Consider the following 26,795-nt stretch of genomic DNA (forward strand, 5'->3'; position numbering starts at 1 on the left):
CCGGTAAAAGCTGCATTATCTACTCAGGCTGCTTCCGTTAAAGCTCAGAGGAAGCAGTTCCTTCAGAAGATAGATTTTATAATCCTCTGTACTTTTTGCTACAATTACCTGAAATGTATCCGGATTACAAAATTCAGCCATTACCTGACGGCAGATACCGCAGGGCGCGCAGTAATCAAATTCCTCTTTTTCCTGCGATTTTCCCACAATGGCTATGGCGCAGAACTCCTTTTTCTCTTCATAAACTGCCCGGAACAGAGCTGTCCGCTCCGCGCAGTTGCAGGCTCCATAGGAAGCATTTTCAATGTTGCAGCCTCCGTAAATACTTCCGTCTCTGCACAAAAGCGCCGCCCCTACCTGAAAATGCGAATAGGGAGCATACGCCCGTTTCTGTGATGCAAATGCTTCTCCGATCAGTTTGACAGCCTGCTGCTGTGATAACCTGTCTGTGTTCATAAACCGTACCTCCATTGTAAGTTCAGCTCAGTTTCTTATCCAGTTCTTCTCTTAGTTTTTGCTTCATTTCCTCTAATTCCTGCTTCTGGCTCCAATCTTTTACTGTTTTTCCACAAAATATTGATCCGAATGTGCACAATACTCTGTATGTAAAAAATTGGAAGCTATCTTCGTGTCAGATATCTGTCAAGGATTCTCATAACATTACTGGTATTCATTCGATATGTATTCACAGATAACTTATCCGGATTAACATTTCGAATTAATTTCTTTGCCTTAAACTTTCCGGCCTCTTTACTTTTTTGCCCTGCGTCAACCTTTTTGCCTAAGTACGCACATTCCACATCTTTACAAAACCAGACAAACTCATAGTCCTTCTCTCTGCAATACCGCCTTGCCTCTGACAAAAAATCTGCATCCTCCTGTTTCATATCATAATCATCACAGTCAAAACAGTAAATAACTTTAGACTTATTTTTCTTAGATGTGGAGGCATACTGAGAAATCAGTTTTAAAATTTCTTTTTCTTTATTTTTGTATTTCCCTCTTCCATTCATATACACCGGGCTAAATTTAAACTGAGCCTGATCATAGCAGTAGAAATAATCTATAGTATCTTTCATATAAATCCAGTCTGATTTACTTTTTTTATCTGCCTCAACAGCAAAAATCAGTTGGAGTCCCATTATTCATCCTCCTCACTATATCCAAAAGCACCTATAAAATCAATGGAATCTACATTAAATGGCGATCCCTCAATCATGCCATTTCTGTAAAGCCTGGAAGGTGAATAATTACCATTTGTTGTCCAGGAATAAACTTTATGATCCACAGACAAAAAATCAATAGATTTTTTATGCTGCTTTAAAATGTCCATAGGACCTACATTATGGGTGGTAAAACAAAGCTGTCCTGCTCCATACTGCATCAGATATTCCAGCAATGCGCATAAGTATACATCGTGAAGATTCGAATCAAATTCGTCAATAAAAACAATCCCGCCTTGCACCATTTCCTTGATATATGCAAATAGTTTAATAAGCTTTTTGATGCCCGTACTTTCAAATTCCGCATGTATTCTGTACGAATCATATACCATAATCAAACTACATATGAATGCGTCATGGTATTCCTTTTTATCTATTTCAATGCCCTGTAAATCTGATTTAAAAATGCGAAGAAACTCATACAAGCTATCTACTGATCTTTGAAAATCTCCGTACATGGATTTCAATACAACGTTTTTGGTCACTGCAATAACATTAAGGCATTCTCCATCCATCTCCAGAAAATGGCTGAACAGAGAATCTTTACCTACGTTACTGCTTTCCAATTCTTCTGAATATCCACATGATCTTTGCATCAGATAATCTCTGTGATCATCTGACTGATCTAAATATACATGTATTTTTTTTCCAAATATCAATAATGCAAGTAAACTTTTAAATAAATCGTTTCTATGTATTTCCTTTTCTGAAATAACAATTTTATCATAAAACAAAGCACACATAGATGCGTTTATCAACAGGTTGGTTGTCTTTTGCCGCAGCATCCGGGCAAACATGTCGTTTTCATTTTCCCCAATTGAAACAAATTCCCCATCTTTCACTTCAAAAACTGTTTCCATAAAATTATTTTTAGAAAGTGCTTTTTTTGAGGTCAAACATTCATGATCTATTACATATTTCCCGTTTTTATCCTTTAACAGCTTGATCTCATATCGAAAAATCATAAACAGATCCTTTAAATTTACCAGATACTCTGCTCCTATAAACAGTTCTTCTGTTTTCTTATTGATTATTTCCCCTAAATTTCCCTGCACAATAGGATTGTTCAAATATCCTGGATTAATCAGAAGATTCCTCAAAATATCTACGGAGGTAATAATCGCAGATTTACCCGAACCATTCATGCCATAAATTCCTTTGACATTATAATCCTGTGTATCAGGATTTTTAGAAATTGTTTTTTTATAAAAAGATAACGTAATCAACTGGTCCAACGTCTTTATTCCCTTAACAGAATAATTAAGCAAATATATGTCCTTCATTTCCCTGTACCTCCTCTGTGATTCTAATATATCACAACAAAAAAGAAAAACAAATACATTTTGTATTTATTTTTCTTTATACAACCACCTTATTAAACTATGTATTATATTATACCACGATATTTAATAACCTAATCGCCTGGACCTGAGAAATAAACAGTATGAATGTTCATATTTCTTTCTTATCCAGCTCTTCCCTCAGTTTTTGTTTCATTTCCTCTAATTCCTGCTCTGAAGGACGATTTTCCTCACTGTACATTTTTTCCATAGGATACCACCATACTGGTCCTTTTCCGTTGCTTCCATACTGCTCCAGATCTCCGGCTATTCGCGGAAACAAATGCCAGTGAAGGTGTGTATCACCATTTCCCAACAGCTCATAATTCATTTTTTCCGCTCCAAAAGCACTAGAAACCGCCTCCGCAACCAGAGACATTTCTTCTAAAAACTGCATCTTTACTTTGTCTTCCAGTTGAAATAGCTCTGTTCTATGCTCCTTGCATAAAAATAACGTATACCCTTTAAAATGTTGATGATCACCGATTACAACATATCCTGTTTTCAGTTCTTTTACAAAGTACGGGTTCCTGTCTTCTTTTATCATTTTTATTCTGTCACAAATCAGACACATGGGGTTCTCCTTTCTTCCCAATTAAAAATAGCTTAAGCCTTCCCAGAAGATTCTTCATATGAATCTTATTTTCATATATTATTGTTTCTCACCTATAATAATCACGTGGTTACTTGCTCCAAGTATGGATTCCTCACGACATACGCTATAATGATACTGACACCAGATCTGAAATTCTTCTTCATTCCACTGATCTACCTTTTCATCCAGAAGGGGAGCAAGACCATCCTGGGCAAAATGATCTACAATTTTTAAATTCTTTTGACTGTATAATATTTCCATCTCTTCCTTAGATGAATAATATGTGTCTGTCCAAAAGCATTTTTCATCAGAATGTTTCAAAACACCTGTTTCTGTCAGCTGCTTTGCCAGTTGAAGATCCAGATATTTTGGATCACTCATGGCAATATATTGGAAAATAAAAAACCTCGGAATATATGCCGTTGCAAGAATACCTTTTCTTTTTAGCACTCTGACACATTCGTTCATGCACTGCTCTCTTTTTTCTTTTTCTACCAGATGATATAACGGTCCCATATTTAATACAACATCAAAAGACTCATCATCAAAAGCAGACAAATCGACTGCGTCGAGAACTGCTGTTTTCATATCATACTTTTTATTAATCAGTTTTTCATTCATAACTGCAACGTGCCTTGGCGTAATATCTGTAGCAGTTACACTATGGTTATTTTCTGCAAAATGAAATGCATATATCCCTGTTCCGGCAGCACAGTCAAGTATTTTACTGTTTTCCTTTATATGTTCCTCCAAAATCCTGACTGTATTTAAAAACTCTATTTTTCTTGCATTATTCGTTGTAAGTCTGTCCTCCTCTCTGTACTTCTCATAACTTTCTACCACATAATTTTTCATAATCTCTCCCTGTTCCTCTCACAACATCTGTTTTACACCTTCGGTCGATATCTGAGATCCGACACCGTATACACAGTAATAAACGCCTCCGGATCTTTATGATTCATATAATCCATAAGCTTCTGGTACTCACCTTTATCCACAATTGTGATAATTTCATTTCGTTTTTCCATATTATAAGCGCCCACAGCCTCGTAAATCGTTGCCCCGCTGTGCAGATTATGAAGAATAAAATCTCTGAGTTCCTTTTCATGTTTTGTAATAATGCACACTCTCCGCTTGATATTCTGTCCAAAAATAAAGTGATCCAGAAGAAGTCCGTTAAAATAGGTACCAAGAACGCTGAGAACAACAGACTTTTTATCATACACAAGCGCTGCAGAAAGAGCTATGCACATCCCGGAAAGCGATATGGCCTTTCCAAGCTCCATATGCAGATATTTATTCATAATCTTTGCCACAATATCCAGTCCCCCGGAGGATGCATTCCGGTTAAAAAGAATACTGCAGCCTGCGCTCGCAGCCAGAATGTAGCAGACTACATCCAGCTCCTGGCTTCCGGTCATGGACTGATAAGCCGGAAAAGCTTTTTCATATACTCCCAGAAAAACAGGAAGCATAATGCTTGTATATATGGTTTTTACTCCAAATTCTTTTCCACAGGTCAGAAAACCAATAATCAGAAGCATCACATTCATAATCATGGTAATTGTGGAAAGAGGCAGCGGTACAAAGTTGGACAGTATAATTCCCAGTCCGGAGATGCTGCTTACTGATGTTTTGCTTGGCACCAGAAAAAAGTAAACTGCTGCTGAGATTACTGCCATAGCTCCTGTGAGAATAACAATTTCTTTCAGCAGCTCCGTATAATTTATTTTCTGTTTCATGATAAATTCTCGCTTTCTGTCAGGTTTTGTCTCTTATTGATTTTCTGAGATCATACTGTGCGATAATCGGTTTATCCCCAAAACCTTTTCTTTTTTATTAGATGATAAATAACATTTTATAAACACTTCATCATCCAGTACGCATCTGCATATGTGCCATCTGAATATTTCATATTATTTGGAAAGTATTTTTCTCTTTCCTGTTGGCTTCTGCTGTCACTTAACTGTTTTTCTGCCACAATCAGATAGCGGTGGATTGTTCCCTGAATTTCTCCATTCTTTTCCAATATTTTCTGCATTTCAACTAATTTTTCAAAGCAGCATTCTACTGAAAAACCAGGAAATTCCCACTGAATAATGCGCGCAAACCACACAAAAGCACCAACATCATAAAATAAAATTGGTCTATACGCTTCTTTTGCACATATAGTACGGAACCCAGCCTCCTCAAATATTTTTTTCTGCTCTTTCAAATTCATATGTGGAAAAGGTGGCTGAGTTCCAGGAAGAACCATTTCTACTAAATCTCTGTCATTGTCTCCTCCAACCTGTTCTGTAATAAACATTCCTTTGTTCTTTAAAAGACGATATGTTTCCTGTACATTAAAATCCCCATGTCGGTTAATAATGATGTCAAAGCTTTGATCCTCAAAAGGGATATTAGCAGGATCACTGCACTCCTTAAACTGAATCCCCAAAGGAAGAAGTCTTTCCTGACATATCTGTACATTAGTTTTATATCCCTCTGTTGCTGACGTATTATTACAGGGATGTCCCAATGACAGTAAAAATTCGCCTCCCCCTGTATCATAATCTAAAAGATTAAAAGAATCCTTCAGATATGATTTTATAATTTTTTCATAATCCCATGGCAGATCATTCTCTTCCTCATATCGCCCATTAATATGAGAAAAATCCCATCCATGAATATGGGCAGCTTCCTCTTCCTTTTTCCATATTTCTCTCAATTTCAGTTCATCCATCTGATTTTTTCCTTTCTATACATCACAATCCTTCCTAAGAAACTGTTTCAGATATTCTTCCACTGACCGGGTCATTTCTTTTGAAAAATCAGAATTATATTTACGGCCGCAAAAAGCTGCAGTCCAGTCCTCAAAGCTTTTCTGTCCGCAGCGGCCTTCAAACATATTTCGAAGTTCTTCTCCGTCCATACTGCGGTATGTATTTTCATGTACAATGTGCTTCTGTTCAAACCGTACTGGTTTTGGTCTGTGTTTCTGCTGCTCTGTTGGCCATCCAAACACCAGCATCACAGCCGGAAAAACATATTCCGGAAGCTTCAGAAGTCTGCGCTGTTCCTCACAGTTTTCCATAATATCACCTATATAGCAGGAACCAATACCAAAGCTTTCCGCCGCCACAACTGCATTTTGCGCTGCAATCGCCGCATCTGTTACTGCCAGCATAAGATCCCCGGCTCCAGGTTTTCGGGGTGTACACCCGGCTTCCAGATATGTGTCATACCATTTTTTACAGTCCGCACAAAATACCAGAACCATTGGCGCTTTTGCAATAAACGGCTGATTATCACAGGTCTCTGATAATGCTACCTTTAACTCTTTATCCGTAATATCCAGAATTGTATAAAGCTGCTGACATCCTGCACTGGGAGCCTGTGCAGCAGCCTCCAGAATTATTCTCTTCATTTCCTCAGGAATCGTTCTTTCCTCATAAACCCTCATGGATTTTCGTTTGTACAAGCTTTCAATAATTTCGTTCATTTTTTCCCCTTTTCTGCTGCAAAAATCATTCTGATACACCAAGTACTAAATAACAATAACCATTATATCAACCTGCATTTGGAGCAATGGTTCTACGCCAATATGGCAGAAGCTTAATATTCGTTACACCAGCTTCTTTCTCAAATATACCATGTCCTTTAACTGAATACCCGCTTCATAAATTGGATGGTCATAATTATCAGTAAAAAAATTTTCCACCACATGAGAACGTGAAAATCCGCACTTTTCATAAAACGGAACCGTTAAAGGACTGTCTCCTGTTCCTGCCTGCAAAACAGAATATTTCCCCTGATATTTGCTGCTAATAAAATCAATCAGAGCTTTGCCATATCCCCTTCTCTGACTGTCCGGATCAGTGGCTATATTTTTGATCTCAAGAATTCCATTCCCCTCATCTGTAACCACACATTCCGCCTTTATCCCCTTATCATCCAGCACATACATCGTTCCATGTTCCAGATAACGATCCACCATATTTTCCTGCTCATCCGCCAGCAACAAAAGAGAAAGATACTGCTTTTTATTTCTCTCCACTTCTTTGATTTCCATACTGCTTTCTTTATCTTCTCCTGTCCGAAAATTCTTCTGTTTATCGTCTTATATTTTTACATTTTTCTGTTTTCAGAATATCACAGAACAGACTTACTTACAATGAAAAAAAGGACTCCCTCTTCCCAGGAATCCTCTTTACTGCTTCTGTTCACCGCGTTTCCGGTAATTACCTGTGAACAGCTGCTTTCTGCTTTCTTATTTTTCTTGTTTTTTTCTGCGGGTCATCAGTCCGCCAATCCGCCCGGTTTCCTTTGCCGAAAGGCTTTTCCATCCATTTTCCAGCACCTGGTCCAGAAGTCCCAGTTCTCCGGCGATCTCATATTTCAGCTTTTCCTCTTCAGGAAGTTCTCCCTTCAGATAGCTTTCCACTTCCTTATCTTTATTCAATGTTCTCACACTCCTTATCTGTATTCATCAGGAGTATTGACACTTTCAGGAAAGGTTATACTTCAATATTCTCAAATATCTCTTCCAGTTTCATGGTGATATTAGGAAACTCTCTCAGATAGATCACAGTGTCTGCATTATAATATATATCTTCTGGATCATCCTGCAAAATATAACTGTATTTCAGAATATAATTGTCCTGTTCCAGATAATAAATCTCTACTGCCCTTTCTTTTGGGGATACGATCCAGTATTCCGAAACTCCTGCTGCCTGATAAATTTCTTTTTTCACTGTTTTGTCTTTCAGGGCTGTAGCCGGACTTAGGGTTTCCGCAATAAAACGGGGTACTCCTGTGTAGGCTCCTCCTTTCAGGTGTTTTCTGTCACAGATAAGCATAACATCCGGGATTACGTAATCATTATTTTTTTCAGGCTGGTATCTGTAATCCAGATTTTCCATAAAAGAAAGACATAAACTGTTTTTCAGATGCTGCTTCAGTATTGCATGAATATTGCTGTTTACAATTCCATGGCGATAGTCTGCAGAGGGAGACATATCATAAACTATCCCGTTTATTCTTTCTTCTTTTCTGTAGTCTTCTTTTAATTCTGCCATATTTTTCTCCCCTTTCACACTTAATCAGCTTTTTTATTATCATATCAATTTATCTTTCTTCGTACAAGCAATATTTCCTTATGATTTACATTCTTCACAATAACAATTACACGTTCTTTCATATAAAAAATCCTGCCAGACTGCTCCGTTCCCCAAATTGGATTTACAGGGTTGGTTCAGACTGACAGGATTTTTCTCTATTATTTATCCTCTCGGAATAATAATTGCAGCTATGATATATGCCCAGATTCCCGCGCCGCCGAAACAGGTAAGGATTACCCATGCAAGACGCACCAGGGTGGGATCAATGTCAAAATATTCTGCAATGCCGCCGCAGACTCCGCAGAGCATACAGTTTACTGAAGATTTATAAAGACGTTTGTTGCTCATATTTTTACTTCCTTTCTGTGGGTTCCTGCATACCGGACCCACTGAAAACTGATTGTCGTTTTACAGGCTCTGTCCCGGAAATCATTCAGTAAAGCTTACTTCCAGGGTTCCCATACCGCACTCCAGCTGCATTTTGCGGGCAGCGCCATCATTATCTACTATTTTGCTTCCGCCCAGACCGGCAAATTCCTCGTCTTCCAGACTGAGTGTTCCTGCGCCACAGGAAAGGCGGTAATTATAATCTGTTTTTTTGCCTGCTGCTTCAAGCTCCATAGTTCCGATTCCACATTCTGCCTCAATGTATTCCGCATCAAGATCTGTAAGAGACAATGTTCCTACTCCAACCTCAACATCTGCTTCTCTGGCTGTAATCGCTCCATAGTTTTCCAGGGTTCCTGCACCTACCGATACACTGAATTCCCGTGTGTTCAGATCATCGTCCAGAGTTGCTGTTCCTTCCTCCACGTCAATGTTCACCTCTGCGAATTCCATTCCTGCCGGATAGAGAACAACTACCTGTCTTTCTTCCGGCTTTGTTTTTCCTTTGCTTTCAATTTTCAGCTCTGTGCCTTCTGTGCTGACCTTTACATGATCTGTGTCGTCTCCTGAAATACTGACTTTTACATTTTTACCGTCATATTCCTGCAGGATCAGCTCATCATAATTAAGTTCAATGTCCATGGAAGAAATATTTTCAAGCTCGTATGTTCCGTCTTTTCCTACGGGATCTATCTTTTCAATTTCCCAGTCGTCATCATCCCAATCATCATGGTCGTCCCAGTCATCATCATCCCAGTCGTCATGGTCATTCAGGCTTTCCGCAACTCTTACCATACGATTCACAACCTTCTGAACAGAACTGCCCTCATATCTCATATCGTCCATGGTTGCTCCCATGGCAACTCCGCCTGCGGTAAGTCCTAATCCTGCAACTCCAAGAACTGCTGCCGCGCCTAAAACAATTTTTGAAAATTTTCTCATACCTGATTACCTCCTTTTTCTCTGTGGATCAATCCGCTGCAAAAATCTGTAAACTTATTCAACAGTCTGGGTAAAAGTCTGCTGAGCACCCAGACAATAAAAACCAGTCCCACAAGCCCTATGGCTGTAACAATGCTTCCGAGTCCGACAGTAAAAATTCCAACCGGCGCTGCGCTGAAGCAAAGTCCGATTCCGGCAAACACTGTAACGATTCCGCCAACCAGCAGTCCGATTACTCCGGCGCCAATTCCAAATGCCAGGATAAAGGGTAAAAGAATGATGGTTACAATAAATCCGACCACACCTCCTATGGCTCCTGACAGAAACGGTGAAAGGAACACCAGAAGAATCAGTACCAGAATCATCATCCCGCTGCCCCGTTTCTCCCTGGGGCGGTAACCTCTGTCTTTTCTGCCGGCTGTCCGCTCTCCCGGAACCTGTCCCGGCTCTTCTGTTCTTTCATCATAGTATCCTTTTTCTGTGTATGTTCCGGCGGAGCTGCTGTTCTCTTTCAGATCTGCCTTAATAATAGCAGCCACCTTCCCGGGACTTCCAAGCTTCTGGATTACAGATGCTTCCTCTGCTTCTCCGGCCTCATCAAAATAACTTTCATAATAATCAAGAGCTTCTCTTCTCTCATCCTCTGAAATATCAGAGAGGAGCTTTTCCAGCTGGTTCATAAATTCTTTTCTGTTCATAAATCAATTCCCCCCTCAAACAGTCTGGATATTTTTGAAGAATAGTTTTTCCATTCCACTTTATATAAATTCAGCTGTGCAGATCCTTTTTCCGTCAGTTTATAGTATCTGCGGTTTCTTCCTTCATATGCCATATCATAGGTTTCCAGACATTCATCCTTTTGCAGCCGTCTCAGCACCGGATAAAGTGTGGATTCCGAAACATCCAGAACACTGCGTACGTCCTGAGTAATCTTATACCCATAGGTTCCGTCCTGTTCCTTTGATACAATAGCCAGAACAATGGCATCCAGAAGGGCTGCGCCTGTATTAAATACCATGGGCTCACTCCTTTTTTGATTTCTGTATAATATTATATCAACCATCAATATTGTTTTGTTAATAATACTATATATCATATAATATAGTTTTGTCAATAGTATCTACTAAAAATTTCCGGATAAAACACAGAACTTTTATTCCGCTTTTCTCATCTAACAATTATCATAATCTGAAACTTCATTCAACTATATTTCGGAAACAGCCCTGTAACCAAACACTCTCTTTGCTGACGACCGTTACTCCGACATATAGAACCAGAAAAAGCTCCCGGTGTGATCTGCACACCAGGAGCTTTCCTCAGATTTTTATTATTGATTTTTATTATTGATTTTTATCTGTAATAAACAGAATTCCATTTCAGTTCATTTTTAAAGCTGCGGATCGTTGTATCGTTATCAATATATACAGCTTCAATTCCCATTGCATTTGCCCAGTCTCCCATCTGTTCGACAGTAAGATCATAAGAAAATGCCGTATGATGAGCGCCGCCTGCCAGAATCCACGCTTCCGCGCCTGTGGTAAGATCCGGTCTTGGAGTCCAGAATGCAGATGCCACCGGAAGTTCAGGCATGGATTTTTCCGTATGTTTGCAATCCACTTCATTAATAATAAGTCGGAAGCGATTTCCCAGATCCACAAGAGAGGTTGCAATAGCCGGGCCTTCCTTTGCTTCAAACACCAGCCGCGCCGGATCCTCACGGTCTCCCATGGAAAGAGGTTTCACGCGGATGCTGACAGGTCCCTCTGCAATGGTAGGGCAGACTTCCAGCATATGTGACTGTAAAATTCCTTCTTTTCCCGGAACAAGGTTATACGTATAGTCTTCCATAAAGGAGGTTCCTTTCGCATCAGGAACGTTCTGAGTCATGATCTTCATCAGACGGACCATGGCAGCGGTTTTCCAGTCTCCCTCTGCACCAAATCCATAGCCTTTTTCCATCAGACGCTGAATTGCAAGGCCGGGAAGCTGCTGCAGGCATCCCAGATCTCCAAAGTGCGTAACAATAGCCTGATAGTTCTTTTCTTCCAGGAATCGCTCAAATCCAAGCTCAATCTGAGCCTGTACCGCCACATGTTTCCGGAATTCCTTTTCGTCTCTTCCTTCTGTGATGATACGGTACTTGTCATAGTATTCTTCTACCAGAACATCCGTATCTGCCTTGGAGACAGCTTTTACCGCCTCGGCAATTTCATTAACCGGATAGGCGTCGATCTCCCATCCGAATTTAATCTGAGCTTCAACCTTATCGCCTTCTGTTACCGCAACATTTCTCATGTTATCTGCGATTCTCATAACACGGATATGGCTGCTTTCCATAATGCCTACTGCCGTCCGCATCCATGAAGCAATACGTTTCTGTACTCTGCTGTCATTCCAGTGTCCTACTATAATTTTCCGCTCGATCCCCATTCTGGTAACAATATGACCAAACTCGCGGTCGCCATGAGCGGACTGATTTTCGTTCATAAAGTCCATGTCAATGGTATCATACGGAATTTCTTCATTAAACTGTGTATGTAAATGAAGAAGAGGCTTTCTGTATTCCTGAAGTCCCAATATCCAGGACTTTGCCGGAGAAAAGGTATGCATCCAGGTGATCACGCCCGCACACTCTTCATCTGCGTTTGCCTCATTAAAAGTACGGCGGATCACTTCGTTTGTGATCATGGTAGGTTTCCATACTACTTCATAGGGAAGAATGCCTGATTCATTTAATTTTTCTACAATAATTCTGGAATGCTCTGCCACCTTTTTCAGACATTCATCCCCATAAAGATCCTGAGAGCCTGTGGCAAACCAGAATTTATAATTTTTTTGTGTTTTCATGGTCATGTTCTCCTTATATTTGATTACTGTTCCGCACATCGGCAAACAGACCGCCGCTCTTTCAGAGAAACAGGAAACTCATATGTTACATCACATCCCGGCTCTTTTATCAGCCGAAGAATAGCCTCTGCCGCACGGCTTCCCAGTTCTTCCATGGGATGACCTATACTTGTCAGGGGAACCGGATTCAGTTTTGCCAGTTCGGAATTATCAATACCGATTATGGAAATATCCTCCGGGATTTTTTTTCCTGTTTTCAAAAGGCATCTTGTCAGTTCATGCGCTACTTCATCATTGTAGCAGACGCAGGCCGTACATCCGGAAAGCCGGTATTTCAGTTTTTCCATGATCCTGGAAAAATCTTTCATTTCCAGTGTATCGATCCACGTCACTCTGCTTTCCTCCACTTCAATCCCTGCATGGCCCAGCGCTTTCAGATAGCCGAGATAGCGTCTTCTTCCCTGACCGTCGTCTGTTTTAAAAATTCCTCCGATCCTGGTGTGACCTTTTTCAATCAGATACTCTGTTGCAGCTCTGCCTGCCTGTACATCATTCATACTGATATGAGGAATATCCAGATTTTCATAGAAACTGTTGAAAAACAGAATTGGAATTCCTCTTGCCAAAAGTCTTCGATAAAGCTTCAGGTTCGGATTGGGAAGACCGCTCATAACCGGTTCTGCGATCAGCGGATCACGGCTTCCCTCATCCAGCATTCGTTCCAGAAGTCTCCGCTCTGTTTCAATGCGGTTGCCCGTAAACATAATGCGCGCACTGTAGCCTTCCTTTTCCAGTCGTTCTACCATCGGCTGCAGGATTCTGGGAAAAATATATCCATCCACATAGGTGGTCAGAATATCCACTGTATGAGACAGCATCTTCTTTTCTTCCTGCTCTGCCTGTTCATCCCGCACAAAGGTTCCGCTTCCCTGAATACGTGTCAGTATTCCCTGCTGCTCCAGAAGGCCAAGTGCATGGCGTACCGTCTGACGGCTAATACCAAACGTACGGCTGATATCATTTTCTGATTCGATCTGATCTCCCCGGTTCAGCTCTCCGGTTGCTATTCTGTTTTGAATCCATTCCGTCACCTGACGGTACTTAGCAATACCCATATTTTATACCAGATTAATTCTTTTTCTTCTTTGTTGTTACGTCAAGTACAACCGCTCCCAGAAGTACCGCACCTTTTACAACCTTCTGAAGGTCTGTTGACATACCGCACATGGACATACCGTTGTTCAAAACACCCATTACCAGAGCACCGACAACAGCGCCGATGATCGTACCAACTCCGCCGGATGCAGCAGCGCCGCCGATATAACAGGAAGCAATCGCATCCATTTCAATACCATCACCCATTTTCGGGTTTGCGCCGCCCTGACGTGCGGATAATACGATACCTGCAAGAGCTGCAAGAACGCCCATATTTACATATACCCAGAAAAATACATGTCTTGTGTTGATACCGGAAAGTCTTGCTGCCTTTGCGTTTCCTCCCATTGCATAAATCTGACGGCCTGCAACGGTTCTGCTTGTAATAAAATGATATACTGCAACTACAACACCAAGAACGATCAGCTGAATCGGAATACCGTTATACTGTCCCAGTTTTATAAAGAAGAACCATACGATCAGAAGGATCACAACATCTTTTACTGCCATCTGCCATGGAACAATATTGGCAAATCCATATTTGTTATTTGTTTTAATCGTGTTCAGCTCAGTAAGAATAAGACACACGGTAACAACAGCGGCCACACCCACACATACCAGGTCCAGCGTTCCTCCTGCAAAGTCGATCTTGATCGTTGGAAGGAATCCTGTTCCGATAAACGCATAATCCTGAGGAAGAGGACCTACAGTAAGAGATTTTAAAAGTGTATATGTAAGACCACGGCCCATAAGCATTGTAGCCAGAGTTACTACAAACGGAGGGATGTCCAGATATGCAATAAAGAATCCGGAAAAAACACCAACTCCAAGTCCGATGGCAATAGCTACCAGCCATGCAAGAGCTACCGGCCACTGCTGCTCTACAACAAGCTTTGCAGCACATGCAGCGCCAAGAGCTACTACTGAGCCAACACCCAGATCGATATATCCGGTCAGTACGCACAAAAGCATACCGGTTGCAAGGATGATAATGTAACCATTCTGCATGATCAGGTTGTTAATATTGGTAGGGGTGGCGTTTGCTCCGCCTGTAAGTACGTAAAAAATAGCAAAAATTACAACAAGTGCTACAATCATTCCAAGGGATTTCAAATCCAGATTTATATATTTTTTCTTAGTATCTGTTCCCATTACTCTTCTCCTTTCGCATTACTGTCCATAATGCACTTCATGATACTTTCCTGACTAAGTTCAGCGTGACTGAGTTCTCCTGCTATACGGCCTTCATTAATAATGTACGCCCGGTCACAGGTTCCTATAATTTCCTGCATTTCAGAAGAAATTACGATCACAGCCTTACCGGCGCGGGCCATATCATTGATAGCGCAGTAAATTTCATATTTTGCGCCCACATCAATGCCTCGGGTCGGCTCGTCCAGGATCAGAACATCCGGCTGCGTCATCATCCATTTTGCCAGAACAACCTTCTGCTGATTTCCTCCTGACAGAGAACCCACTGTCTGATGAATAGAAGTTGCTTTTACATTGATTTTTTTCTTGTATTCCTCTGCTTCCAGATTTTCCTTCCGTTCATTGACAATGGCTCCGTTGGAATAGTAATTGCGTAATGCGGCCATAGTCATGTTTGTTTTGATATCGTCGATCAGTACCAGTCCGTAAGTTTTCCGGTCCTCTGAAGTATACGCGATCTTATTATTGATGGCATCCTTCACTGTTTTTGTACTGACCTTTTTTCCGTGCATATATACTTCTCCGGAAATTTTCTGACCATAGGAATGACCGAATAAACTCATGGCAAATTCTGTTCGCCCTGCTCCCATCAGTCCTGCAAGTCCCACTACCTCGCCTGCCCGGACTTTGATATTGATATTTTTGAGGATCTGCATCTCCGGGATTTCCGGATGATAGGCATTCCAGTTTTTCACCTCAAGGACCACATCACCGACAGGACAATTATCACGAACCGGATAGCGGTTATTCATCTCACGTCCGACCATTCCCTTAATGATCCTGTCCTCTGTCCACTCGTCCACACCCTTTTTCAGGGTTTCAATAGTCTTTCCGTCTCGAATGATCGTAATGGCATCTGCAACGTAGCTGATCTCATTCAGCTTATGGGAAATAATAATACAGGTAACGCCTTTTTTCTTCAGCTCCAGCATAATTTCCAGAAGCTGTGCGGATTCTTCATCATTAAGAGCTGCTGTAGGCTCGTCCAATATCAGAAGATCAACATTTTTTGCCATTGCCTTGGCAATCTCGATCAGCTGCTGCTTTCCTACGCCCAGAGTATTCACCGGGGCATTGAGGTTTTCATTTTCCAGGCCCACATGAGCCAGGGCCTCCTTTGCCTCTCCTCTGGTCTTTGTCCAGTCGATCACGCCTTTCATGGAAACACGTTCGTTTCCCATAAAAACATTTTCCGCTATAGATAAGTATGGGCTTAACGCAAGTTCCTGATGAATAATAACAATTCCCTTATTCTCACTGTCCTTGATCTTGTGGAACTTACAGGTCTCGCCTTTGTAAATAATGTCTCCCTCGTATGAACCATAAGGATATACGCCGGAAAGAACATTCATCAGGGTCGATTTGCCGGCTCCGTTCTCACCACATAACGCATGAATTTCTCCCTTCTTGACCTGAAGGTTTACATCGTCCAGAGCTTTTACACCGGAAAATGCTTTTGTTATGTGTTTCATTTCCAAAATAACTTCAGACATGTCTTTCCCTCTCTCCTTTTCTGCTTTTTATGAAAAGAGACGGCAGATTCTTCCGCCGCCTCTCTCAGTTTCACATTCAGCTTAACTCATTATTTTAACTGATCTTCTGTATAGTATCCGCCATCGATCAGAACTTCTTTATAGTTGGACTGATCTACTGCAACCGGTGTGCACATATAGGTCGGAACTACCATTTTTCCGTTATCATACTGCTCAGTATCGTTGATTTCCGGCTCTTCGCCCTTCAGAACAGCATCTACCATAGTAACTGCTTTTTCAGCAAGGAGACGGGTATCTTTGTAAATAGACATTGTCTGTGTTCCGTCGATGATGTTTTTGGTAGCCATAACTTCTGCATCCTGTCCTGTGATCAGCGGCCAGTTTTCTTCTGTGTATCCTGCACCCAGAAGAGCGGCTTTGATTCCATATGCAAATCCGTCAAATGCGGAGCATGCAATATCAAGATCTTCATCTGCATAATTTGCTGTCAGAATGTTCTCACAGTTTGCCTGAGCTGTTTCCTGAGACCATCTGAGGATACATGTATCTTCAAAAGATGTTCTGCCTGATTTACATACAAGTGTTCCATCATCCAGATACTCCTGAAGAACTTCCATAATACCGTTGTACAGGAAAAGTGCATTGTTGTCATCCGGTGATCCCATAAAGAACTCGATTGTATAGGACTCTCCTGCTTCACGGGCTGCGTCCAGATCCTTGGTATCCTTAATATAATTACCAATAACAGTACCAACACCTTTATTGTCAAAGGTTGCATAATAAGAAACCGCATCAGTATCCATAAGGAGACGGTCATAAGCAATAATAGGAATACCTGCTTCTTTTGCCTGTGCCTCTGCATTTACAAGCACACCGGAGTCAATTGCCGCAATAACAAGACAGTCAACGCCCTTGCCCACATAGTTCTCAAGCTGAGATACCTGCATTGCCGTATCGTCTTCTGCGTACTGAAGCTCTACCTTGTAGCCTTTTTCTTCAAGCTGTTTCTTCATGTTCGCGCCATCATTGATCCATCTCTCTGATGACTGAGTCGGCATCAGGATACCAACTGTTTTCTGCTCTTCTGCTGATACTGTGGTAGCGGAAGCTGCTCCCATGGAACATACCATTGCTGCTGCAAGTGCTGTACTGACTAACTTTCTGTTCATTTCTTTTCCTCCCTGTCCATTTCTGTACAAGTCGTCTGTAACTTGTACGGTTTTTGTGTCACATCCTGTACAATAGCATTGTTGTTTTTTGTATGTTTTGTACATCTGCGCATCACTTGTTACGTTTAACTGTGAGCATATTGTATACCTCCTCCCGTATATTTGTCAAGTATTTTTTAGATACATCTGTGATTTATGTATATTTTGCATATAAACTTGTATGTACATTTGGTACTTTTGCCAGTCACTCACTTATACATCTTTTCCATTCAACTGGCAGAAAAAAACAGGCTGGCAAATACCATCACCAAAAGTAGTTTGGAATGCATTTTGGCCAAAGTACCGGAAACAAAGTACACAGTAACTGAACTCCTGAGCATTGCCAGGATATCCCTGATCCGTACTTGATTTTTAAAAGATCAAAAATTATAATCAGGAATACAGATGTCAAAAATCACCATATATGATATGATTAAGTAACTGTTCACAGTCCACTGCTGTAAGCCTGATGAACTGTGGCATGATTCACATACAAAATGACGTAATCCACACCAGGAGGTTATTTATGGAAGATTTATCCAGAATTGAGGTTCTTCCCCAGGCTTTTCTTGCCCGGATGAGGGAAATGCTTGGAGACGAATATGAAGAATTTTTAGAAAGCTATAAAAAGCCCCGTACCTACGGGCTTCGTGTCAATACATCAAAAATCACCTGTGAAGAATTTGAAAATCTTGTTCCGTTTCCGGTAACGCGGATTCCATGGACAGAGAACGGATACTTTTATTCTGAGGATATCCGTCCTTCCAGATGTCCTTTGTACCAGGCAGGGCTTTATTATCTTCAGGAGCCCAGCGCCATGACTCCGGCCGCCTGTCTTCCGGTAAATCCAGGCGAATCTGTTCTTGATCTCTGCGCTGCTCCCGGAGGAAAAGCCACGGCTCTTGGCGCAGCTCTGAATGGTCAGGGGCTTCTGATTGCCAATGATATCAGTTCTTCAAGAGCCAGGGCGCTGCTTCGCAATCTGGAGCTTTTCGGCATTTCCAACAGTTTTGTCACAAATGAAACGCCGGCCCGCCTTGCAGAACAGTTCCCGGAATTTTTCCACAAAATCCTTCTGGATGCTCCCTGCTCCGGAGAGGGAATGTTCCGAAAGGAAGAAGCTCTGGCAAAAGACTGGACTCCTGAAAAATCTCATGAATTGTCCGGAATACAAAGGGAACTGATTCTTCAGTCTGCAGACATGCTCCGTCCCGGAGGACTTCTGCTGTATTCCACCTGTACCTTTGCGCCGGAAGAGGATGAGGGAACTGTTTCTTATCTTCTGGAACAAAGAGATGACATGGAGCTTCTGGAGCTTCCTGCATATGAGGGATTTTCTCCGGGTGTACCGGAATGGGGAAACGGAAATGAAAATCTCAGAAAATGTGTACGTATTTTCCCACACAAAATGAACGGCGAAGGACATTTCCTGGCTCTTATGAAAAAACAGGGACAGCCGGATATGGTTCAGCAGCCTTCTTCTGCTCGCCCGGATGCCAATACCAGAAAATGGCTGGAACTTTTCCTTGATGAGATCGGATTACGGACATTGGGGGGAAAAGCCTTTGACTGGAACCGGGTGGAGACAAGAGGAGACAAGGTCTATTATCTCCCTCCTGTAAACACCAGTTTCCGAGGACTTACCTTTCTCCGCAACGGCCTGTATCTGGGTGATCTGAAAAAGAACCGCTTTGAGCCGTCCCAGCCTTTTGCTCTGGCTCTTCATAAAAATGATGTAAAGGCTGTGATCTCTCTTCCTCTGAATGATTCCCGTCTGACCCGGTATCTGAAAGGAGAAACGCTTCTCATTGAAGAAGGAGAAGCCTGTGGCAAAAAAGGCTGGCATCTTCTCTGCGCAGAGGGCTATCCTCTCGGCTTCGGCAAACTGGTAAACGGTACTTTGAAAAATAAATATCCCGCAGGCTGGAGAGTCTGATCAAAAAAATCCCCGGGCAGAGCTTACTCTGTCTGAGGATTTTCTGTCATATTCATAGCGGATCACTTGATTTTATTCTTTTGTCAGGAAATGGAAGAAAGATCTTTTACCGGGATTTCCTTTTGCAGGCTAAAGGAATAAATAATCTTTTCTTTTACTTTTTTCTTCAAAAGTCTTTCCAGCGCCTGAGCATAATCATCAAGCTGTGTACGGTAACGTTCTTCCAGCAGCTTTTCTTCGCCCGGAAGAATCCGGTCTGTCTTATAATCCACAAGGATCAGTTCGCCATCTTCTTCAAAATATGCATCAATGATACCCTGAACAAGAATTTTTTCACCTCCTGTCCAGGAATCATTCAATTCTGAGGCCTGCACAGATATCACAAAAGGCTGCTCACGGAAAAGCTTTTGTTCCTGAGCTGCTTTTTTCATTCTGTGCCCCAGATCTGAGCGCACGAAGCTCAGAATATCTTTAATATAAATACATCCTGCTTCTTCCTTACTCATTTTTCCCATTTCTTCCAGATGGCTGATCTGTTTTTTAATTCCTTCAAAGGAATTGTCTCCTGTATAATCCAGACATTCCATAACCTGATGATAGGCAGTTCCCTTAGCCGCTCCCCGGACAGTCTGATCTTCTGCTGCAAACCGCGGAACCAGCGGCACAAATTCTTTCTGGAAAAATACAGTCTCTTCCTGCTCTTCATCCTGCCAGCTTCTTTTTTTCAGCTCAGATACACTTACTTTTACAGGCATCTCTGCCAGATAATCACAGGGATACTGAAACTCGAACCGTTCTTCAAGCGCCTGCCGTATTTCCTGATCATACACTTTTTCACAATCCCAGTTTTTTATTACCTGCTCACGGATCTGAAAATCTGTCATATCCACAATCTGGCCCTGAATAAGGTCTGCCGCCGTAACCTTTCTTATTTTGAACTCTGCATTTTCATCTCTGCACTCCTGTATACTTCCTGCCGGAATCCCATAATCCAGATAAAGCGTTCTCATTGCACTGTGGCCTGCAAGAGCGGGAAGTATCACATCCCAGAAATCCCTTGCCCCACAACGGATTCCTCCGGGCAGCAGCGTTTCCTCTCTGTTTTTTCCATAGGAAATCCGCGCCAGAGTTTCTTCCAGCTTTGCTATGGTGCCTGTAATATAAAGCTTTTCTTTTGCGCGGGTAAGGGCAACATAGAGAACTCTCAGTTCTTCGCCCAGACTTTCTCTTTTCAGTTCTCTGCGGATAATCTGTTTGTGAAGAGTAGGCGCGATCAGCCTTTTTTCCGGAAGTATGGCATCAGCTCCAAATCCCAGCTCCGGATGGATCAGAAGCCGGGCGTTTATATCCTGGAAATTAAACTGTTTTCCCATTCCCGCAGCAAACACCACAGGAAATTCCAGTCCCTTGCTTTTATGAACCGTCATGATCTGTACTGCTCTGCTGCCGGCGTCTATCACATTCACTTCGCCAAAATCCACCTCATATTTCTGAAGGCTCTCAATATATCTGACAAAATTAAACAGTCCCCTGTAGCTGGTTTTTTCATAATCCATTGCTTTTTCCACCAGCATCCGAAGGTTGGCTCCTCTCTGATTTCCGCCGGGAAGAGCTCTTACATACGTTTCGTAGCCTGTCACTTTCAGAATATACAGAATCAGCTGGTGAACCGGAGTATAGGCTGCCATATGGCGAACTTCCTGAAGCTGACTGTAAAATTTTTTCAGCCTGTCCCTGAGCCTCCTTTTTTCCTGCTCTTCTCTGTTTTCAGTTTCCCCTTCTTCCCCGGCTTCTTTTTCAATAAAAGCACAGAGACTTTCATACAAAAGCCCCTCCGGACTTTCCAGACGGATCAGAGACAGATCCTGAGCTGTACATCCCACCAGCGGAGAATGCAGCACACCTGTAAGAGGAATATCCTGCAGAGGATTGTCACAGACTCTCAGATAGTTCAAAAGAGTTACTACCTCCTGCGCAGAAAAATACCCGGTTCTGGATGCGGTATACGCGGGAATCCCATTTGATTCCAGCACTTCCCGGAAGGTATCTGCCCATCCGTAGGCTGAGCGGAGCAGGATCACAATATCTCCATACTCCAAAGGTCTGTATGTTCCGATTTCTTTGTCAAGAATCTGCTCCCTTCTTGTAATTCTGTTTATTTCTGCGGCAATGGCAAGGGCTTCCAGCTCCTGCGGCGTCTGCCCGGAATCTTCATCCTGAAGCTCTTCACTGTCTTTTTCCACCAGAAGCACTTCCGTTTTCAGAAACTCTCCACCCTCAGGGAAATCCGCTCCGGGATAAAGAGCGTTGTTGTCATCATAGGTAATGCCTCCCAGATCTTCTCCCATGATCCTGCGGAAAATATAATTCACACTTTCCAGTACCTGAGCGCGGCTGCGGAAATTTTTGTGAAGCTCAATTTTCTGTTCCCGGCTGTCTTCTGTGGAATAGGTCTTATACTTTTCCATAAAAAGCTCAGGTCTTGCCAGTCGGAAACGGTAAATACTCTGCTTCACATCTCCTACCATAAAAATATTTTTTCTGTCCTGAGACCATCCGGAAACCATGGAGGTGATCATCTCCTGGACAAGATTGCTGTCCTGATATTCATCAACCATGACCTCCTCATATTTTTCCGAAAGCTCCCTGGCTGCCTGGCTTGGATTTCCCTCCTCATCCATGAGAATGTTAAGTGCAAAATGCTCCATGTCTGTAAAGTCCAGAATATTTTTTTCCCGCTTTTTCTGAGAAAATTTTTCCTGAAACCCACAGGTAAGCTTTACAAGGTTCTCCACCGGGCTCCTGCAGCAGTAAAGAAGCTCCAGTAATTCATCCTCACTCCAGCAGAAATATCTGGCAGAAAGCTCTTTGATAATATCTTTTTCTTCCTCTCTGAAGGTTTTTGCCTGAGTTTTTTTATCCTCATCCTGTTCAGGAATCTTTTTTGCAGAAAGCCGCGCAAAAGAGGGCTTTTTCAAAAGCTCTGCAGTTTTGTCATAGTCCTTTTGTTCTGCAGCCTGCTTTATCTGTCCAATCAACAGAAGATCACTGTCCAGAGCCGCCTCATACTGCCAGGGACCCTCCGGCGATTCACAGACTGCCCTTGCCTGGTCTGCAAGCCGTTCTGCTTCTTCCAGACGTTCTCCTGTTTCTTCCCACAAAAGACTGATCCACCGGGTCTTTCGCAGTTCCTCTTTGCTGTCCACCCTGTAAACTTCCAAACACTGCTGAAGCCATTTTTCCGGAAACGGATGGCTGACAGAGGCTTCATAAACCTTTTGTATCAGCTCCTTCAGTCCCTCATCTGTTTTTCCGGGAGAATAACATTCCACCAGTTCCAGAAACGCTTCATCTCTCTGCTCATAGGCTTCTTCCAGAAGCTCCTCAATGACCTCTTCTCTTAAAAGCTTCAGCTCGCCCTCATCTGCTGTGCGATATCCGGGATCCAGTCCGATCATATGAAAATAATTTTTGATAATATAGGAGCAGAAGCTGTCAATAGTAGTGATCTGGGCTGTGTGTATCAGAGTCATCTGCCTCTGAAGATGCTCGTTGTCCGGTTCCTCAAAAAGCGCCTGTTCCAGAGCCGCAGAAATACGCTCCTTCATTTCCCCGGCCGCCGCCCTTGTAAAAGTCATGATCAGAAGCCTGTCAATATCCACCGGATGCTCTTTATCCAGAATCTTACTGAGAATACGCTGTACAAGCACTGCTGTTTTACCAGAGCCTGCGGCTGCGGAAACCAGAATATTTCTGTTTCTCAGGGAAATTACTTTCTGCTGTTCTTCCGTCCATGTCACTGCCATATCAGCGTTCCTCCTCTTCCAGATGATTCCATATTTCCTGATCCGAAAACTGTTTCAGCCGTCTGTACTCATAGCCTGGGATTTTCCGGTCAAATCCGCAGACGCCCTGATAGGAGCAGTAGGTACAGGCCGTTCTTTTTCCCAGCTCATAGGGCGATATCTCCGTATCTCCGGAAAGAATCTCTCCACGGATATCTGAAATTTTTCTTTTTACATATTCATTCAGAAGACGGAACTGCTCCCTTGTGGCAACAGAGGAACCTTTTCGGAAGGAACCGTCCTTATTATAGGTTACCGGCAGAGAAACCAGACTTCTGTCCATTTTCTGGATCACCTCAGAATTTGCAGCCACAAGTCCGTTCATTTTCAGTTCTTTCAGAAGCCCCGGCTGGATGCTGTCCATATCAGCCTGAATATTTTCCTGGATCATGGGATCTTTCACATTGTAATAAAAAATTCCTGCCGGCTGTATGTCACAGTCCGGGTGCTTTCTCTGTTCTGCATCCAGAGCAGCGTCCATATATACCACAAGCTGAAGCTGAAGACCATGATACAGGCTGACCAGGTCAAAGGAAGTGTTCCCCGACTTATAATCTATGATTTTTACATAGACCTTTTTGTCCTCTTTCAGCACATCAAGACGGTCAATCCTTCCCCCTCCTATGGAAACCTCAAAACCTTCGGGCAGAAATTCTCCCTGGCGAAGCTGCTCCTGAAGCGCCCATACAGTACGCTTCAGAATACGGGAGGTTCTCTCTATCATATACTGGTTTCTGGCGCTGCTTTTTAATATTGTGTTTCCATAATCTGCCGCTACCTGGTTCAGACATTCTTCCACAATGCTGTTTCTTTCCTCCTCATCAAGCTCGCTCCACCTCAGTCCCTTTCGCTGGAGCTCTGCGGCAAATTTCTCCAGTGCCTGATGAATTACATTGCCCATATCCATTGCGCGAAACTCATATTCTGCCCGCTCCGTGATCTCAAGACCATACCTTAAAAAATGGGCAAAGGCACAGGCTGCAAAGCGCTCCAGTCTGGTGGCGCTGTTCGGCGATACCTCCCCGTAAAGAGCCCTGGCAACACTGGCGCTGATTCTGTCTGCAGGCTTTCTCATAAATGCCGCATCTGTCAGCTTTTTTGTAAGCTCCTGATATTCCGGACTTCTCAGATACCAGCTGTACAGTTCCTGAAACAACGGTTCCTCATATTTATCCGTATGGCTTCCAAGGATTTCCAGAAAATAATCCATGCCTGTAGAAGGTGTTTCCAGAAGCTCCAGAAAGCTTTCCGGCTCCTCTGCCCGCTCCGGGTGCAGCTGCGGATAAAGCCGTCTGACTGTATGGATCAGATAGGCCGGGCTTACTGCCTCGCCCTTCATGTTTGAATTTGCAAAGGAGAGGCAAAGGTGTTCTGACGGCTTGGTAAGATTCAGATATAAATAAAATCTCTGGATATTCATCAGTTCCTTTGGTCCGGGAGCCAGTTCCACTCCCTGGTCCGCAAAAAATTCCCTGTCCAGCTCTGTGAGGATTCCTCCGGACTCTGTGTTCTTTGGAATATTTCCTTCATTCACGCCTACAAAAAATAAGGCGCGAGCATCCTTCAGACGGGTTCTCTCCATATCTCCCACAAGAACCTGATCCAGTCCCGGAGGAATCAAAGCTACTTTTGCCTGGCTCATTCCCGTTTCCAGAATCTGCCGGAATTCCTCCGGGGATACTGTTTCCTCCCCCAGAATTTCCGTCATTTTATCAAGAAGCTCCATGACGATCCCGTAAATCTGAGCATATTCCTTTTCCATTGCCCGATCACCCTTCCGGCAAAATACCTCTTCCTGCTCATAAAGTTTTTCCTGGATACGGCTTCTTACAATAAACTCATAAAGAAATCCGCAATATTCTTTTACTGTTTTCTTTTTTCCGGAAAATCCCCGGGCAAGCTCTTCTGTTTCCCGGACAAAACGCTCACGGATCTCATTCAGCTCCAAAATAGATTCCTCTTTCATTCCCCGATAAATCCGCACCCACTTTTCCTTCCATTTTTTGAATCCCCGGATTCCAAGGGCTACCACATAGTTTTCCAGCCAGTCTGTTTCCTGTCGTGTGATATCCGACATTCCGCATCGCAGATACCGGAACACACTTTCATAGGAAAATCCCTGCGCTGCCATTTCCAGAGCTGCCCTTACATACTCTACAAAAGGATTCATAAGAATGGAGTGCTTCTCATCAATAAAACAGGGAATTCCACTATTATCAAAGGCCTGTCTGGCCAGATTTCCATATTCCTCCAGATTGCCTGTGATCACAGCAATTTCTCCAAACCTGTACCCCTCTTTTCGTACAAGGCGAAGAATCCTTCTTGCAGTTTCTTCCATTTCCTTCAGCGGAGTTCCCGCAGAAAAAATACTGATTTCCTTTTGTTCCTGTTTATAAACCTGTCTGCGATACCGGAACAGATTTTTTTCCATAAAAGAAAGAGCAGGAGAATGGGCAAACCGTGACTTTTCACCGGCTTTTATCCACACAGGCTCTTCTGTTTCTTTTGTAAGCTCACAAAGTCCCCGTATCATTTTGTGGCTCATGTAAAAAAGCTGGTGGGATTTTTCTTTTCCCATAAAAGGTTCCTGTACATCCATAGTCACAGTCACCAAAACTTTACTGCACACAGCCAGAAGCTCTTTTACCACCTTCATCTGCACAGGAGTAAAACCAGTAAAGCCATCCAGAACAAGCACGCTGCCTCGAAGCTTCTCAGAAAAAACAATCTCTTTTGCCAGAACCTCCAGCACTTCTTCCGGTGTCATGTAATGTTCTCTCAGATAATCCCGAAATGCCTGATAAAGAACTGTCACATCCTGAAGCTTCATCTGAAGAAGAGCTCTGTCAGAAGCGTCCTCCTTCATTCTTTCCAGTTCCTGCTCTCCTACCTCATACTGCATAAATTCAGAAATCAGAGATTTTACCTCGTCCAGATATCCGGGCTTTTTCATCTGATTTTTCAGATAAACCAGATCTTTCTGATGCTTCTGGACCAGCTTCTGAAGAACCATATTTTTCCCTGTCTCTTCCAGAATCTTTCTGGTATCTCCGCCTACCTCCTCAAAAACACGAAAGGCAAGGCGTTCAAAGCTGAGTACGTCAATATTCAGGATTCCTCCATCCGGATGCATTTCTACCAGTGTTTTTTGCGTCTGCATGGTAAACTGTTCCGGCACGATCACATAAAAAAGCTGTTCCGGATGCTCTCTGGCTTCCTGAATCACGCTTTGAAAAACTGTATATGACTTTCCGGAACCGGAATTTCCAATAATAAACTGAAGCGGCATAATTTCCTCCATACGAAAACTTTAACTGCACATATTCCCATTGATGTTATACAACTGTTAAAATAAATGCGAAAATATACTTTCACAGTATCTCTTATATCCTGTTTTTGTATTGTAGCACATATGTTCGGTAATTGCAATCATGCTAAAATATCATATCCATATGCTTAAATATTTTTAAATACAAAAAAACCAGTACCTCTGTTCAGTACTGGTTAAGT

Annotated in this window: 22 protein-coding genes and 1 pseudogene; 1 reads left to right on the top strand and 22 read right to left on the bottom strand. The window is 42.5% G+C overall.

The annotated features are described in order from the left end of the window. Window positions 1–15: 15 nt before the first annotated feature. The 20 genes and pseudogenes from QVP40_RS11525 to chvE all read right to left on the bottom strand — a co-directional run bounded on the left by QVP40_RS11525 (window position 16) and on the right by chvE (window position 17,426). Complete coding sequence (locus QVP40_RS11525; protein ID WP_022068554.1) at window positions 16–456, bottom strand: cytidine deaminase; 441 nt, start codon at window positions 454–456, stop codon at window positions 16–18. Window positions 457–620: 164 nt separating this feature from the next. Next, a complete protein-coding gene (locus QVP40_RS11530; RefSeq protein ID WP_022068555.1) occupies window positions 621–1,142 on the bottom strand; it encodes a hypothetical protein in 522 nt (173 codons plus the stop codon). Beyond that, window positions 1,142–2,506: an AAA family ATPase gene (locus QVP40_RS11535; protein ID WP_022068556.1), complete on the bottom strand. Its 1,365-nt coding sequence runs from the start codon at window positions 2,504–2,506 to the stop codon at window positions 1,142–1,144. The genes QVP40_RS11530 and QVP40_RS11535 overlap by 1 nt, the downstream gene beginning before the upstream one ends. A gap of 169 nt (window positions 2,507–2,675) precedes the next feature. Further along, entirely contained in the window at window positions 2,676–3,137 is a 462-nt protein-coding gene (locus QVP40_RS11540; protein ID WP_022068557.1) for an HIT family protein, read from the bottom strand. A 78-nt stretch (window positions 3,138–3,215) separates the two neighbouring features. Further along, window positions 3,216–4,013 carry a class I SAM-dependent methyltransferase gene (locus tag QVP40_RS11545; RefSeq protein ID WP_022068558.1) on the bottom strand — a complete coding sequence of 266 codons (798 nt, stop codon included), beginning with the start codon at window positions 4,011–4,013 and terminating at the stop codon, window positions 3,216–3,218. 32 nt (window positions 4,014–4,045) lie between these two features. Next, window positions 4,046–4,900: a YitT family protein gene (locus QVP40_RS11550; RefSeq protein WP_022068559.1), complete on the bottom strand. Its 855-nt coding sequence runs from the start codon at window positions 4,898–4,900 to the stop codon at window positions 4,046–4,048. Window positions 4,901–5,124: 224 nt separating this feature from the next. Beyond that, window positions 5,125–5,883, bottom strand: a pseudogene (locus tag QVP40_RS13925) (methyltransferase domain-containing protein); the annotation flags it as partial. A 15-nt stretch (window positions 5,884–5,898) separates the two neighbouring features. Then, window positions 5,899–6,642 (bottom strand): nitroreductase family protein, encoded by a 744-nt coding sequence (locus QVP40_RS11560; protein ID WP_022068561.1) that lies wholly within the window; start codon window positions 6,640–6,642, stop codon window positions 5,899–5,901. Between the two features lie 123 nt (window positions 6,643–6,765). Beyond that, the gene (locus QVP40_RS11565; protein ID WP_022068562.1) at window positions 6,766–7,212 is read right to left on the bottom strand and encodes a GNAT family N-acetyltransferase; all 447 of its coding nucleotides are present in this window, start codon (window positions 7,210–7,212) and stop codon (window positions 6,766–6,768) included. A 198-nt stretch (window positions 7,213–7,410) separates the two neighbouring features. Then, on the bottom strand, window positions 7,411–7,602 hold the full coding sequence (locus QVP40_RS11570; protein ID WP_022068563.1) for a small, acid-soluble spore protein, alpha/beta type: 192 nt from the start codon (window positions 7,600–7,602) through the stop codon (window positions 7,411–7,413). Window positions 7,603–7,657: 55 nt separating this feature from the next. Beyond that, window positions 7,658–8,218 carry a Uma2 family endonuclease gene (locus QVP40_RS11575; protein ID WP_022068564.1) on the bottom strand — a complete coding sequence of 187 codons (561 nt, stop codon included), beginning with the start codon at window positions 8,216–8,218 and terminating at the stop codon, window positions 7,658–7,660. 204 nt (window positions 8,219–8,422) lie between these two features. Then, a complete protein-coding gene (locus QVP40_RS11580; RefSeq protein ID WP_022068565.1) occupies window positions 8,423–8,608 on the bottom strand; it encodes a PspC domain-containing protein in 186 nt (61 codons plus the stop codon). An 81-nt stretch (window positions 8,609–8,689) separates the two neighbouring features. Further along, the gene (locus tag QVP40_RS11585; RefSeq protein ID WP_022068566.1) at window positions 8,690–9,589 is read right to left on the bottom strand and encodes a GIN domain-containing protein; all 900 of its coding nucleotides are present in this window, start codon (window positions 9,587–9,589) and stop codon (window positions 8,690–8,692) included. Beyond that, entirely contained in the window at window positions 9,586–10,287 is a 702-nt protein-coding gene (locus tag QVP40_RS11590) for a DUF1700 domain-containing protein (protein ID WP_022068567.1), read from the bottom strand. The genes QVP40_RS11585 and QVP40_RS11590 overlap by 4 nt, the downstream gene beginning before the upstream one ends. Beyond that, window positions 10,284–10,607: a PadR family transcriptional regulator gene (locus tag QVP40_RS11595; protein WP_022068568.1), complete on the bottom strand. Its 324-nt coding sequence runs from the start codon at window positions 10,605–10,607 to the stop codon at window positions 10,284–10,286. Before QVP40_RS11595 ends, QVP40_RS11590 begins: the two co-directional genes overlap by 4 nt. Window positions 10,608–10,939: 332 nt before the next feature. After that, entirely contained in the window at window positions 10,940–12,436 is a 1,497-nt protein-coding gene (gene araA / locus QVP40_RS11600) for an L-arabinose isomerase (protein ID WP_022068569.1), read from the bottom strand. Window positions 12,437–12,459: 23 nt separating this feature from the next. After that, window positions 12,460–13,551, bottom strand: a complete 1,092-nt coding sequence (locus QVP40_RS11605) for a GntR family transcriptional regulator (RefSeq protein WP_022068570.1) — start codon at window positions 13,549–13,551, stop codon at window positions 12,460–12,462. 13 nt (window positions 13,552–13,564) lie between these two features. Further along, window positions 13,565–14,743: a multiple monosaccharide ABC transporter permease gene (gene mmsB, locus QVP40_RS11610; RefSeq protein WP_022068571.1), complete on the bottom strand. Its 1,179-nt coding sequence runs from the start codon at window positions 14,741–14,743 to the stop codon at window positions 13,565–13,567. Then, window positions 14,743–16,296: a sugar ABC transporter ATP-binding protein gene (locus QVP40_RS11615; RefSeq protein WP_022068572.1), complete on the bottom strand. Its 1,554-nt coding sequence runs from the start codon at window positions 16,294–16,296 to the stop codon at window positions 14,743–14,745. Before QVP40_RS11615 ends, mmsB begins: the two co-directional genes overlap by 1 nt. 89 nt (window positions 16,297–16,385) lie before the next feature. Continuing rightward, the gene (gene chvE / locus QVP40_RS11620; protein ID WP_412253252.1) at window positions 16,386–17,426 is read right to left on the bottom strand and encodes a multiple monosaccharide ABC transporter substrate-binding protein; all 1,041 of its coding nucleotides are present in this window, start codon (window positions 17,424–17,426) and stop codon (window positions 16,386–16,388) included. Between the two features lie 604 nt (window positions 17,427–18,030). Between chvE and QVP40_RS11625 the strand changes: the two genes are divergently transcribed. After that, on the top strand, window positions 18,031–19,440 hold the full coding sequence (locus QVP40_RS11625; protein ID WP_022068574.1) for an RsmF rRNA methyltransferase first C-terminal domain-containing protein: 1,410 nt from the start codon (window positions 18,031–18,033) through the stop codon (window positions 19,438–19,440). An 83-nt stretch (window positions 19,441–19,523) separates the two neighbouring features. Here QVP40_RS11625 and addA read toward each other — a convergent pair whose 3' ends face one another. Continuing rightward, window positions 19,524–23,246, bottom strand: coding sequence for a helicase-exonuclease AddAB subunit AddA (gene addA / locus QVP40_RS11630; RefSeq protein WP_022068575.1), 3,723 nt, complete (start codon window positions 23,244–23,246; stop codon window positions 19,524–19,526). Window position 23,247: 1 nt separating this feature from the next. Further along, window positions 23,248–26,574 (bottom strand): helicase-exonuclease AddAB subunit AddB, encoded by a 3,327-nt coding sequence (addB, locus tag QVP40_RS11635; protein ID WP_022068576.1) that lies wholly within the window; start codon window positions 26,572–26,574, stop codon window positions 23,248–23,250. Window positions 26,575–26,795: the final 221 nt, after the last annotated feature.

Origin of the sequence: Blautia sp. CAG:257, from assembly GCF_000433815.1 — a bacterium.
In the GTDB taxonomy this organism is placed as follows: Bacteria; Bacillota; Clostridia; order Lachnospirales; family Lachnospiraceae; genus Blautia_A; species Blautia_A caecimuris.

Bases quoted from the DNA above. Each gene is read 5' to 3' on its own strand.
- QVP40_RS11530 (WP_022068555.1), bottom strand. From the start codon at position 1,142: ATGGGACTCCAACTGATTTTTGCTGTTGAGGCAGATAAAAAAAGTAAA.
- QVP40_RS11545 (WP_022068558.1), bottom strand. From the start codon at position 4,013: ATGAAAAATTATGTGGTAGAAAGTTATGAGAAGTACAGAGAGGAGGAC.
- QVP40_RS11625 (WP_022068574.1), top strand. From the start codon at position 18,031: ATGGAAGATTTATCCAGAATTGAGGTTCTTCCCCAGGCTTTTCTTGCC.
- mmsB (WP_022068571.1), bottom strand. From the start codon at position 14,743: ATGGGAACAGATACTAAGAAAAAATATATAAATCTGGATTTGAAATCC.
- QVP40_RS11580 (WP_022068565.1), bottom strand. From the start codon at position 8,608: ATGAGCAACAAACGTCTTTATAAATCTTCAGTAAACTGTATGCTCTGC.
- QVP40_RS11565 (WP_022068562.1), bottom strand. From the start codon at position 7,212: ATGGAAATCAAAGAAGTGGAGAGAAATAAAAAGCAGTATCTTTCTCTT.
- QVP40_RS11535 (WP_022068556.1), bottom strand. From the start codon at position 2,506: ATGAAGGACATATATTTGCTTAATTATTCTGTTAAGGGAATAAAGACG.
- chvE (WP_412253252.1), bottom strand. From the start codon at position 17,426: ATGGTATGTTCCATGGGAGCAGCTTCCGCTACCACAGTATCAGCAGAA.
- QVP40_RS11550 (WP_022068559.1), bottom strand. From the start codon at position 4,900: ATGAAACAGAAAATAAATTATACGGAGCTGCTGAAAGAAATTGTTATT.
- QVP40_RS11615 (WP_022068572.1), bottom strand. From the start codon at position 16,296: ATGTCTGAAGTTATTTTGGAAATGAAACACATAACAAAAGCATTTTCC.
- QVP40_RS11595 (WP_022068568.1), bottom strand. From the start codon at position 10,607: ATGGTATTTAATACAGGCGCAGCCCTTCTGGATGCCATTGTTCTGGCT.
- QVP40_RS11590 (WP_022068567.1), bottom strand. From the start codon at position 10,287: ATGAACAGAAAAGAATTTATGAACCAGCTGGAAAAGCTCCTCTCTGAT.
- QVP40_RS11605 (WP_022068570.1), bottom strand. From the start codon at position 13,551: ATGGGTATTGCTAAGTACCGTCAGGTGACGGAATGGATTCAAAACAGA.
- QVP40_RS11540 (WP_022068557.1), bottom strand. From the start codon at position 3,137: ATGTGTCTGATTTGTGACAGAATAAAAATGATAAAAGAAGACAGGAAC.
- QVP40_RS11560 (WP_022068561.1), bottom strand. From the start codon at position 6,642: ATGAACGAAATTATTGAAAGCTTGTACAAACGAAAATCCATGAGGGTT.
- QVP40_RS11525 (WP_022068554.1), bottom strand. From the start codon at position 456: ATGAACACAGACAGGTTATCACAGCAGCAGGCTGTCAAACTGATCGGA.
- araA (WP_022068569.1), bottom strand. From the start codon at position 12,436: ATGAAAACACAAAAAAATTATAAATTCTGGTTTGCCACAGGCTCTCAG.
- QVP40_RS11585 (WP_022068566.1), bottom strand. From the start codon at position 9,589: ATGAGAAAATTTTCAAAAATTGTTTTAGGCGCGGCAGCAGTTCTTGGA.
- addB (WP_022068576.1), bottom strand. From the start codon at position 26,574: ATGCCGCTTCAGTTTATTATTGGAAATTCCGGTTCCGGAAAGTCATAT.
- addA (WP_022068575.1), bottom strand. From the start codon at position 23,246: ATGGCAGTGACATGGACGGAAGAACAGCAGAAAGTAATTTCCCTGAGA.
- QVP40_RS11575 (WP_022068564.1), bottom strand. From the start codon at position 8,218: ATGGCAGAATTAAAAGAAGACTACAGAAAAGAAGAAAGAATAAACGGG.